The 12035-nt window shown below is 38.5% G+C and carries 6 protein-coding genes and 1 pseudogene; 2 read left to right on the forward strand and 5 right to left on the reverse strand.

The window, feature by feature from the left end:
• The first annotated feature begins 331 nt into the window (after positions 1–331).
• Positions 332–2260, forward strand: coding sequence for a hypothetical protein (locus tag IPL24_19130; protein MBK8365695.1), 1929 nt, complete (start codon positions 332–334; stop codon positions 2258–2260).
• Positions 2229–4010, forward strand: a complete 1782-nt coding sequence (locus tag IPL24_19135; GenBank protein ID MBK8365696.1) for a hypothetical protein — start codon at positions 2229–2231, stop codon at positions 4008–4010. Before IPL24_19130 ends, IPL24_19135 begins: the two co-directional genes overlap by 32 nt.
• A gap of 139 nt (positions 4011–4149) precedes the next feature.
• Here the strand turns inward: IPL24_19135 and IPL24_19140 are convergent.
• From IPL24_19140 to IPL24_19160, 5 genes and pseudogenes are all read right to left on the reverse strand, one after another.
• Positions 4150–5634: pseudogene (locus IPL24_19140) on the reverse strand (peptide MFS transporter).
• 168 nt (positions 5635–5802) lie between these two features.
• Positions 5803–9138 (reverse strand): preprotein translocase subunit SecA, encoded by a 3336-nt coding sequence (gene secA / locus IPL24_19145; protein MBK8365697.1) that lies wholly within the window; start codon positions 9136–9138, stop codon positions 5803–5805.
• A 214-nt stretch (positions 9139–9352) separates the two neighbouring features.
• Entirely contained in the window at positions 9353–10915 is a 1563-nt protein-coding gene (locus IPL24_19150; GenBank protein MBK8365698.1) for a T9SS type A sorting domain-containing protein, read from the reverse strand.
• A gap of 156 nt (positions 10916–11071) precedes the next feature.
• Positions 11072–11293, reverse strand: coding sequence for a DUF2795 domain-containing protein (locus tag IPL24_19155; GenBank protein ID MBK8365699.1), 222 nt, complete (start codon positions 11291–11293; stop codon positions 11072–11074).
• A 187-nt stretch (positions 11294–11480) separates the two neighbouring features.
• A complete protein-coding gene (locus IPL24_19160) occupies positions 11481–12029 on the reverse strand; it encodes a cob(I)yrinic acid a,c-diamide adenosyltransferase (GenBank protein MBK8365700.1) in 549 nt (182 codons plus the stop codon).
• Between the last annotated feature and the right edge of the window lie 6 nt (positions 12030–12035).

The following is a 12035-nucleotide window of genomic DNA, read 5'->3' on the forward strand; positions in this document are numbered from 1 at the left end:
TCTGATTCTTAGAAATGTCATTTTATGTCAATGTGCCTTTTATGTTGGTAAATATTGCTTTCAATTATTTAAAGAATCTCTTAAATAATGGGATTTTTGCCTTCTATGGTAATTAATTCGGTTAATTATGTATGCTTAAAAATTTAATTTAGAGGGAAAGGAAATTAATTATATAAAATTAATATCAATTCTATCCATTGTTTTCTTGGATTTTACGCCTAGCATTTTTTCCTGAATGCCGGGAAATAATTTATCTTTGAATTTATTAAACCCACACAATCCGTTTTTTACTCTCGTAATGAACTGGATTTATATACACAATTCAAAAGTTATGAAATTAAAGCAATTACTGATTTTGCTAATGCTATTGCCATTTTCTGTTTTCTCGCAAATGGCAGTTTACAACGATGTAAAAAAGGCAAAAGAAAATGGAAGGCAATTCAAGGAAATTTCAGTTTTTAAATTTCTTTCTTCTGATCTCAGGACTGAAAAAGTAGATCCTGAAGTTTTACAGGAAGGTATTTTGCTTAAAATAAATACCAAGGCGCTGACAGACATCTTGCAAAATCAGCCGGAATTTGTGACGCTTATAATTCCTGTTTCTCCGACTTCCAATATTAAAGTTGACTTGTTAAAACATCAGATCTTTGCTGAAGGATTTTTTGTTTCGGAAAATAAAGAACCGAATTCTCCAATTTCATACAAAGGTGGAGTACATTATAAAGGAGTAATTCAAAATGATCAGAGTTCAATTGTTGCATTTAGTTTCTTTGAAAATGAAATTGTCGCAATGATTTCAAACAGACATGGAAATAAAGTTATCGGAAAAATTCAGGACGATAATACTGATACCCATATCTTATACAATGATAACGATCTTCAGGTACCAAATCCATTTGAATGTTCTACGGAAGATGATGGAAGATCGTATCCGCCAAACCAATTACAACGTAACGGTGGTAATACAACTTCCAGCTTAGGAGATTGCATCAACATTTATATTGAAATTGATAACGATGTTGTCATAGATAAAGGTGGTGCAGTGAATGCAACAAATTATGTTACCGGTTTATTCAATCAGTCATTTGTGTTGTATGCCAATGAAACATTATCAATGGCAATTACACAGATACTTTGCTGGACAACTACTTCTCCTTATGCATCAATCACTACTACATCTGCATTATTGAGTGCATATCAGGCGAACACAGGAACTTTTAACGGCGACCTTTCTCATCTTATTACCTACAAAGGTGGTGGAGGACAAGCTGCAGGATTTTCAGGAATCTGTAATTCCAATGTTGACGAGAGTAAATGTGTAAGTAAAATTTATTCTACGTATTCAAATGTTCCAACTTATTCATGGCCGGTGAATGTTGTCACTCATGAAATGGGTCACTTGATCGGATCACGACATACACATGCCTGTGTATGGAATGGTAACAGTACTGCAATCGATGGATGTTCCGGTGCTACTGAAGGCGGTTGTGCCCTTCCGGGAAATCCGGCAGGTGGTGGAACGATCATGAGCTATTGCCATCTTCAGGGAGTAGGAATGAATTTCAGTCTTGGCTTCGGACCTCAACCCGGAAATGTAATTCGAAACACTGTATTGAATGCAGCTTGTCTTGACGTTTGCGGATTCACAAGTTGTTCCGATGGATTTATGAATGGTACTGAAACAGGAATTGATTGTGGCGGTGGATCTTGTCCAACATGTCCTGTTACCTGTAATACACCAACAGGAGTTAACGTAACTTCAATCGGTGTAACCTATGCAACAATAAACTGGACAGCAGTAGTTGGTGCAGTGACGTATACGTTGGAATATAAATTGAACAGTTCAGGTACGTGGATAGTTGCTTCGTCAACGATCAGTAATACAAATTCATATTATCTGGCAGGACTTACAAGTGCAAGTTTATATGATTACAGGATCAAAACAAATTGCAGCGGTGGAAGCAGTACATATTTTCAGGGACAGTTTACAACAATTACACCAGCTGCATGTAACAGTAACTATGAACCAAATGAAACCCGTCTGACCGGTGCAACAATCCCTGCGAATACAGTTATCTCTGCTACTATCGGAAGTGCGAGTGATCTTGACTATTACAAATTGACTACTGCAGTAACATCTGATATCGTTGTAACACTTTCAAGTTTGCCCGACGATTATGATCTTGAAATGTACAACCCTGCAGGAACTTCAATTGGATTAAGTGAGAATGGCGGATCGATCAGCTGGTTTACTTTATGATTACCGGATCCGCTCCAATTGTGCTTCAGGTAACAGTGCATATACTCAGGCGCAGTTTACAACAAGTCCGGCGTGTGTTACGGCATACGAACCTAATGAAACACTTGCAACCGCTGTTCCGGTGAGTGAGAATACAACAGTATCTGCAGGTATAAATACTTCAACCGACATTGATTATTTCAAAGTTACAACTACAGGTGTTGTCAATTTCCTTGTTACATTATCGAATCTGCCATTGGATTATGATATTCAAATGTACAATGCGGGTGGTACATTATTAGGCTCAAGTGCAAATGGTGGAACCACTAGTGAATCTATCACGCTTAATAATCAGCCGGCAGGAACGTATGTATTCAGAATCTTTGGATATCAAGGTGTGTTCAATACATCAAGTTGTTATAACCTGTTTGTTGGTACAACACCGGTTGTAACTTGTGCAACACCGGGAACATTAACGACATCTTTGATCACAAATACTACTGCAACATTCAACTGGGCAGCTGTATCGGGTGCAACAAGTTATAATGTACAATACAGGATTGTAGGAGCACCAACATGGACGACAGGAACGGCTGCAACAAATTCTTTTCCTGCAACAGGATTAACTGCATTAAGCAATTATGAATGGCAGGTACAAACTGTATGCGCATCAGGAACATCATCATTTACCGCATCAACTTTGTTCAGTACGTTATGTACAACACCGACAGTTACAATAACTGCCGGTGGTCCGACTACTTTCTGTACAGGTGGAAATGTTTTGCTGACAGCAAATCCGAGTATTGCAGTAACAGGTTATCAATGGTCATTGAATGGTGGTACAATTGCAGGAGCAACAGCTTCAACATTTACAGCGAATGCAACCGGAAATTATACAGTTCAGGTTACTTCAGGAACGTGTAGCAGCACGTCTTCAATAACTGCAGTGCTGGTTGTTGGATTGCCAACCGTAACGTCATTTTTACCGGGAGCCGGAATCGTGGGTTCAAGTGTAGTCATAACAGGAACTAATTTTGTAAACGTAACTTCAGTAAAATTCAATGGAGTCAATTCTGTATCATATACTGTAAATTCAGCGACTCAAATTACAGCAACTGTTCCTGTAGGAGCAACAAACGGATTTATAAATGTCACGACAAATTGTGGAAATGTAAATTCTCCTTCACAGTTTACTGTGATTACAAATTTCAGTCTGCAGGTTAAAGCATTCATCGAAGGATATTATATTGGCAGCAGTACAATGCGTGCAGTTGCGAATCCTACTTCTTTTCCCGGCGTGTGCGATACAATTGAAGTGCAGCTTGCAAATTCAACTGCGCCTTATGCAATTGCTCACACCGTAAAAGGAACGTTGACAATTTCAGGAGTCGGAACGTTTTTATTTCCATTATCAGTTGCCGGAAATAGTTATTACGTTGTAGTGAAACACAGAAATGCTTTACAAACATGGAGTGCTGCTCCTGTAAGTCTGACAAGTACTTTCGGGAGTTATGATTTTTCAACTGCTGCGAACAAAGCATATGGAAGTAATCAGGTTGTATTCCCTGATCTAAAATCCGCACTCTATAGTGGTGATGTGAATCAGGATAACGTAATTAATAATACCGATTTCACGATCATCAATTCAAATCTGAATCCGGTCCAGGTTGGTTACATTTCTTCTGATCTTACCGGTGACCGTTGCGTTGAGTCGGCAGATTTCAGTTTGCTGGAAAATCGTTCTGCAGGTATTTCAATAAGCAAACCATAAATAAAACGAAAAACGAAAAGTGAAAAGTGAAAAACGGCGATCTGGAAAGTACATACTTTCTAGATCGCCGTTTTTCACTTTTCACTTTTCACCTTTCACTTTTCACTTTCACTTTTCACTTTTCACTTTTCACTTTTCGTTATTTTACTTCCTGCATCAACTTCTAACCCCCGGCGAAATCGCCAGTAATACAACACCAGCAATCAAGTGCATAAATTGCCAACTGTTGATATCCGTTTGTATAGGAGATAAGTTTATCTGTGAGCGATGCATTTTCATTTGGGCTGGTCATACCTGCGCCGAGTATTCCGGCAGCATATTGACCATAGGCGCTTGCCAGAAACCACATTCCCATCATGACACCTTGTAATTTTATAGGAGCAAGTTTTGTCATGATGGATAATCCGATCGGTGACAAACATAATTCACCAAATGTAATTATGAAATATGCAAATGTGAATACACCTAGTGAAGTCATTCCATTTTCATCGGCAAAAAATCTTGTTGAATAGAAAGTATAGAATGCAAGTGCTAAGAAAAGGAAGCCCAGTCCGAATTTTACAACTGTGTTGGGTTCTTTATTTCGTTTACTTAACCAGATCCAGAGCAGACCAAGAATAGGAGCGAAGATTATCACAAAAAGAGAGTTAGCCGAATTGTTCACTCCATTCGGATCAAGCTTTATTCCGGCGATATTATCTTTAAGATTATTTGTAGCAAACAAATTCAATGACCCGCCACTTTGCTCGAAGAATGCCCAGAAGAAAATTGAGAAAACAATAAATACCAAAGCTGCCATCATTTTCTTTTTTTCTGCTGAAGTCAGTTTTGACATTTCGTAGAAAATATAAAATAAGGTCAATGGTCCGATTGTGTACATGAACCAGTCAGTGTACTGTGTCTTTGACACCATGATCATGATAACAGGAATAACAGCCAGTGAACCAATATAAACCAGGTACTCATACCATTTTTTGGTTTTACCATCTGCCGCAGGCTTGAGTGGTGACAAACCGATCGGTCCTAAACTGTTTTTTGTGTAGAGAAAGGTGATCAGACTTAAGGTCATCACGATTGCTGCCAGACCGAATGCCAGATTCCATGAATATGTTTTACCTATTGTAACGCATGCATATCCGCCAAGCAAAGCTCCTATATTTATACCTGAATAGAACAATGAAAATCCTGCATCGCGGCGGCTATCATTTGTTTTATAAAGTGCACCAACCATTGTAGAAATGTTTGGTTTGAAAAATCCGGTACCGATAATTGTAAAACTTAATCCAATAAAGAAAAACTCTTTCGGATCTGTTGCAAGAATACAACTTCCGGTGATCATCAGTAAACCACCCCAGAACAATGATTTCCTGAAGCCAAGAATTTTATCGGCAAATAATCCGCCGACAAAAGTAAAAGCATAAACGAAAGCCTGTGTAGCACCATATTGAAGATTCGCCTGATCTTCTTTCATGAACAATTCGCTGACCATAAAAACGGTAAGCATTCCCCGCATCCCATAAAAACAAAACCGTTCCCACATTTCCGAGAAGAACAGATACCAGAGTTGCTTTGGATATTTTCCCTTGAAGGATTGTATTTCGTCGAGCGTCAGTGTTTTTTCCATAACGCAATGTATAAAAATTAATAATTAATAGATAATAATGAACAATGGGAGTTTGTAGAGCATGTGGGTTGGATGTAGGTTTCAGGTTTTTAACAGATAAAATAGGGCAAAAAAAAACGGGCAACTTGAAAGTTACCCGCTCATTATTCATTATTTATTTTTCATTAACTAAACAGCATTCGCCCCATGACAACTCTTATACTTCTTACCACTACCACAAGGACAAGGATCATTTCTATTGATCTTTTGTTCTACGCGAACGGGTTGAATTTTTGGTGGCGGTGGTCCGCCTTGTGGCATTGCACCGGGTGGCATTCCACTTGGACGAGGAGCTGTTGATGTTGTAGTGTCTGCTTTGTTGGCACTTAGATTTCTGTTATCCGGTTTCGGTGGAAGTTTTGCTTCTTTCACTTGATTTGGATCTTGTTGCGGAATCACTCCTTTGAATAGGAAGGCAACAATCTCTTTATTCGTGCGGTCCATCATTTCTTTGACCAGTTTGAATGATTCAAACTTGTAAATGAGTAACGGATCTTTTTGTTCGTACACAGCGTTCTGAACGGATTGTTTCAAATCATCCATTTCACGAAGATGTTCTTTCCATGCGTCATCAATCAGTGCTGCAATGATCAGTTTTTCAAATGATGCAACAACTTCACGACCGTTCGATTCAAAGGATTTTTTAAGATTGGCAATTACCTGAATTGAACGCAGTCCATCGCTGAATGGTATTACAATATTCTTTATCGTTTCGCCTTGGTTTGTATTTACTTCGTTAATGAAAGGCAACATCCTTTCAATTAACACCTGCGATTTGTGTTTGTAGAAACGTTGGGCTTCTGCAAATGTTTTTTCTATTGTATCATCCGGTTTTTTAGCTGCGAATTCTTCTTTGGTAACCGGAAGTTCAATGGATAGAATCCTGATCAGATCCAGCTTCAATGAATCGTAATCCTGTTCTTCATGATAAGTGTTAACTAAACTTTCAACCGTATCGTAAAGCATGTTGTTGATGTCAATACTCAGACGTTCACCGAAAATTGCGTGACGACGTTTTGTATAGATCACTTCACGCTGAGAATTCATTACATCATCGTATTCGATCAAACGTTTACGTGTTCCGAAATTGTTTTCTTCAACTTTACGTTGTGCTCTTTCGATAGAAGAGGTGATCATACTATGCTGGATCACTTCACCTTCTTCAATTCCCATACGGTCCATGAGTTTCATGATCCGTTCAGAACCGAACATACGCATCAGATCATCTTCCAGTGAAACATAAAATTGCGAAGATCCCGGATCACCCTGACGACCGGCACGACCTCTTAACTGACGATCGACACGGCGTGATTCATGTTTCTCTGTACCGACGATGGCAAGTCCACCGGCTTCTTTTACACCTTCACCAAGTTTGATATCGGTACCACGACCGGCCATGTTAGTGGCAATCGTAACGGTTCCTGCATAACCGGCTTCCTGTACGATCTGCGCTTCACGCTGGTGAAGTTTTGCATTCAGTACGTTGTGTTTGATGTTACGAAGTTTCAACATCCGGCTTAATAATTCCGAAGTTTCAACGCTAGTCGTACCAACCAATACCGGACGACCTGCTTTCACTAATGCTTCGATCTCTTCGATTACAGCATTGTATTTTTCACGCTTTGTTTTATAAACCTTGTCTTCGTGATCTTTTCTTACGATCGCTCTGTTAGTTGGAATAGAAACAACTTCAAGTTTGTAGATCGACCAGAGTTCCTGTGCTTCGGTTTCAGCTGTACCCGTCATACCGGCAAGCTTGTGATACATCCGGAAGTAATTCTGCAAAGTGATCGTTGCATACGTTTGAGTAGAAGCTTCGATCTTTACATTTTCTTTCGCTTCAATAGCCTGATGTAATCCGTCAGAATACCGGCGGCCTTCCATCACACGACCTGTCTGTTCATCGACGATCTTTACTTTTCCATCTGTGATAATGTATTCAACATCTTTATCAAAGAGAGTATAAGCTTTTAATAATTGATTTACGGTATGAATCCGTTCTGATTTTATAGAGTAGTCGCGCAACAATTCATCTTTACGCGCAATTCTTTCTTCCGGAGTGTCACTGTTTCTTTCAATTTCTGCCATCATAGAACCGACATCAGGCATGATGAAGAAATTTTTGTCTTCGCTTGAAGATGAAATTAATTCAACACCTTTTTCTGTAAGTTCAATACTGTTATTTTTTTCATCAATAGTAAAAAACAATGGCTCATCTGCTTTATGCATTTCTTTTTGCTGATCCTGCAGATAAAAGTTCTCAGTGCTGCGCATCATACCGGCAACACCTTGTTCGCCGAGTAATTTGATCAGCGCTTTATTTTTTGGTAAACCACGATGTGCACGGAAGAGAGGAAGTCCGGCTTCTTTGTCTTTTTTCTCTGCAATTAATTTACGTGCATCCGAAATGATCGAATTCACATAATCACGTTGAGCTTTAACGAGCAATTCAACTTTTGGTTTATAAATATCAAATTCGTGGTGATCACCTTTTGGAGTCGGACCGGAAATGATAAGCGGAGTCCGGGCATCATCGATCAAAACTGAATCGACCTCATCGACAATTGCATAATGATGTCCGCGCTGAACCATGTCTTCTGCAGCCCGTGCCATATTATCACGCAGATAATCGAAACCAAATTCATTATTGGTTCCGTAAGTGATGTCTGCTAAATATGCTTTACGGCGTTCATCAGAATTGGGATCATGTTTATCGATACAATCAACTGTAAGTCCTAAAAATTCGAAGATCGGTCCGTTCCATTCAGAGTCACGTTTCGCAAGATAATCGTTGACAGTTACAACGTGTACACCTTGTCCGGCCAATGCATTCAGATAGATCGGTAATGTTGCCACGAGTGTTTTTCCTTCACCGGTAGCCATCTCAGAAATTTTTCCTGAATGAAGAACACTACCACCAATTAACTGTACATCGTAATGGATCATGTTCCATGTTACGGGTGTACCTGCAGCTGTCCATGTATTTTTCCAGATTGCTTTATCGCCTTCAATTTTTACATTGTCACGTTTAGTAGCAAGATCTCTGTCGTGTTGAAATGCAGTTACAGTTATCGATTCGTTATTAGTAAAACGGCGAGCCGTTTCTTTCATTACTGCAAAAGCTTTTGGTAAAAGTTCGAGAAGAACTTCTTCAGTAATTTTTTTTCCTTCTTTTTTCAGCTGATCAACCTGACGATAGATGTCTTCTTTTTTAGAAAGTTCCATATCCGGATTTCCTTCAGCTTCTTTTTCAAGATCAGAAATTTCCGTGCGGTTTTCGGCTAAACGTTCATCGATAATTTTGCGGAATTCGTTAGACTTTTCGCGCAAATCATCATGAGAAAGATTTTCAAGTTGTGCGTATTCAGCTAAAATTTTGGTGATCAGGGGAGTTATTTCTTTCAGATCCCGGTCGCTTTTCTTACCGAAGATGCTGGTAATCGCCTTATTAAGTATTCCAATCATATTTTTTCAGATAATGAGCCCGTAAAAGTACGGTAAATTTAAGAGATTATGAAGTAGTTCTAAATTGCTGTTAGTTAGTCTATTATATTAGGGTAAATTGGTAGTTGGGATGATAAATTTTTTATTGGTTTCAGGTTACAGGTTTCAGGTTGGTACCTACAACCTGTAACCTATAACCTATAACCTGAAACTTGTAACATCTTGTAGGTATTTATCAATAATTCAAAATAATTTTTCCGCCTGCAGAATTATCAACCCTGAAGTAATAAACCCCCGGCAAATAATTCGACAGATCGACATTAACAAAGTCCTCACCAAAGTATTTTTGCATGACTTTTTGTCCGATAGCATCAAAGATCTCAATGAAATGATTGCCTGAAATTTGAGTTTCTATTCTGAAAATTCCTGTACCAGGATTTGGAAATACCATAGGTGATTTCACTGAAATATCTGAGAGTTCCGTGCTGTAGCAATACAATGTAAATTGATTTGATAATGACTGCCAGAATGGGTTGATAGAAAACTGAGTCATGTTCACTAATTGCCAGTCGGCTCCGGCACTATCGCTGAATGATAAAACACTTAAAGCCGGTGAATATGTATTTTCAAAACATCCTGAATTTCCTGCAGCATCAGTTTTAATGATGTGAGCATTCGAACCCAAACCCGGTTCGTGAATTATTCCTGCAGATAGAATTGAATTATTTATTCCGTTAATTACAAAATTGCTTTCAGAAGTAGTTGCACTATAACCGTAAGTTTTAGCGCTGATAATATTTCCCGCGCTGTCAAGTCTTAATAAAGTACTTTTATAACTCGGACTCACTACTGTACCGACATTTGTTTTTCCGGCAATGATCAGGTCACCATTATCAGCTTCAGTAATTGAATATGCATCATCCTGATTTGTACCATAGATATTGTTCCACATTCTGTTTCCTGCAGAATCATACTTGCAGACATTCATATTGAAAGTTCCCATATCGAAAAATTCGAGTCCACATGTTGCATAACCACCATCACTTGTCAATGTCATCCCCGCAATAACACAATTATTAGAATTTCCTGAACGTGAAGCTTGCAAAAGATTTCCGTTCATGTGGTCAATACTTACAACATAATTTTTATTAAGCGGGTTACTTGTATTAAAACAAAATCCCGATGCTAGCAGATCTCCATTTGGTTTTTGCAAGAGATCGGGAAGCCAATTCGATTCCATCGAACTATTTACATTTGTCCAGAGCTGATTTCCCATTGCATCTGTTTTAATTATCAATGCAGATTCTAAAGCATTGCCGTAACTTGTAGTAGTACCTGACATATAAAAGTTTCCATTCACATCTTCCAACAAACCACCGCCGGTTTCATTTCCAGGTCCGCCATAAGTTTCGGCCAGGATTGGAAATCCCTGATCGTCTGTCTTGATCAGAAAAAGGTCGCTCGTTGTAGAATCAATAAATCCACCGAATGTTTCTCCTGAAATTGCAAAACCACCATCAGAAGTTCTGACCAGACTACTTGCATAGTCATTTTTATTTGTACCAAGAATTACCGACCATAACAATCCACCATCATTATCGATACAGAAGAAACTAATGTCCTTGTCAAAACTGGAAAGTGTAGTACATTGCGCAACCACATAGTAGTAATTGCTGTCTTTAACAACGGAAATAATTTTTTCGATATCGTTATTTCCGTATGCAGTCTGGAAAATGGATTGGCTGTATGAATTCAGTTTTAATAAAATTATAAGCAAGCAGAGTAGAGTGGACTTCATTTGAATTTTATTTTGGGAGAATTTAAAATTAAGAAAATTGTTTTGTCGTGTTAAAGAATATTGAAAAAGTTTTAAAGTCTCTTTAAAGTTTCCGGCATAAAAAAAGGACTGCAACTTGCAGTCCCATATTTTTTCTTCTAATTTTCTAATTAGAATTCAATATTCGTCTTCATTAAAAAAGAAATCATCTTTCGTCGGATAATCCGGCCAGATCTCTTCGATACTTTCATAGGCTTCGCCTTCGTCTTCAAGTTCCTGAAGGTTCTCGATTACTTCAAGAGGAGCGCCGGAACGGATTCCGTAATCAATTAACTCGTCTTTAGTCGCAGGCCATGGAGCATCTTCCAGGTGTTGTGCTAATTCAAGGGTCCAGTACATATGAAATTATAAGTTTGTTTAATCTTTTTTTATTGGGTGGCAAAAGTATAAAAATATACTTCAAATCCTAGAGTAATATTTTAAGTAAGAAAAAATCATACTTAAATGCGGAAATGCTTGATTCAGAGGAGTTCATGAATAGAAGTTCCGGAATAAACGGGATTTGGGAATTAAATATCCCGACTCCTCAGACTTTGGCCTTCCAGGGCGTCTCTTCAGCCCCTAATTTCATGGTCAGAAAGCGGGATAATACAAATAGGTAGTCGGATAAACGGTTCAGATATTTTATAATAAGAGGATTAACTGGAACATCAGAATTTAAAAGAACAGTAAGTCGCTCAGCCCGGCGGCAAACACAACGGGCAACATGTGTACAGGAAACAGCTTGATGTCCGCCGGGAAGAACAAATGATTTCATTTCCGGCAGCTGACTTTCCATTTCATCCATTGCTTTTTCAAGTTCTGTAATATTTTCTTCGCGAAGTTCCGGCAATTTCATTTTAGATTTTTCCGGATCAGCCGCCAGATGAGAGCCAATTGTAAATAGTCTGTCCTGAATATCGATCAATAAATTCTTATCTGCAATTTCACCGGAAAGATCTCTGACCCATCCGATATATGAATTCAGTTCGTCGACAGTTCCATATGCATCGATACGAAGTGAAGCTTTTGAAACTCTTGTTCCGCCAATGAGTGAAGTCATTCCTTCATCACCTTTTTTTGTATAGATCTTCATATTGGC

The sequence above is a fragment of the Bacteroidota bacterium genome (genome assembly GCA_016711505.1).
In the GTDB taxonomy this organism is placed as follows: Bacteria; Bacteroidota; Bacteroidia; order AKYH767-A; family 2013-40CM-41-45; genus JADKIH01.

What these genes read in the sequence shown, in the direction of transcription:
- IPL24_19155 (MBK8365699.1), bottom strand. Translation starts at nt 11,293, where the DNA reads ATGTACTGGACCCTTGAATTAGCACAACACCTGGAAGATGCTCCATGG.
- IPL24_19150 (MBK8365698.1), bottom strand. Translation starts at nt 10,915, where the DNA reads ATGAAGTCCACTCTACTCTGCTTGCTTATAATTTTATTAAAACTGAAT.
- secA (MBK8365697.1), bottom strand. Translation starts at nt 9,138, where the DNA reads ATGATTGGAATACTTAATAAGGCGATTACCAGCATCTTCGGTAAGAAA.
- IPL24_19135 (MBK8365696.1), top strand. Translation starts at nt 2,229, where the DNA reads ATGGCGGATCGATCAGCTGGTTTACTTTATGATTACCGGATCCGCTCC.
- IPL24_19160 (MBK8365700.1), bottom strand. Translation starts at nt 12,029, where the DNA reads ATGAAGATCTATACAAAAAAAGGTGATGAAGGAATGACTTCACTCATT.
- IPL24_19130 (MBK8365695.1), top strand. Translation starts at nt 332, where the DNA reads ATGAAATTAAAGCAATTACTGATTTTGCTAATGCTATTGCCATTTTCT.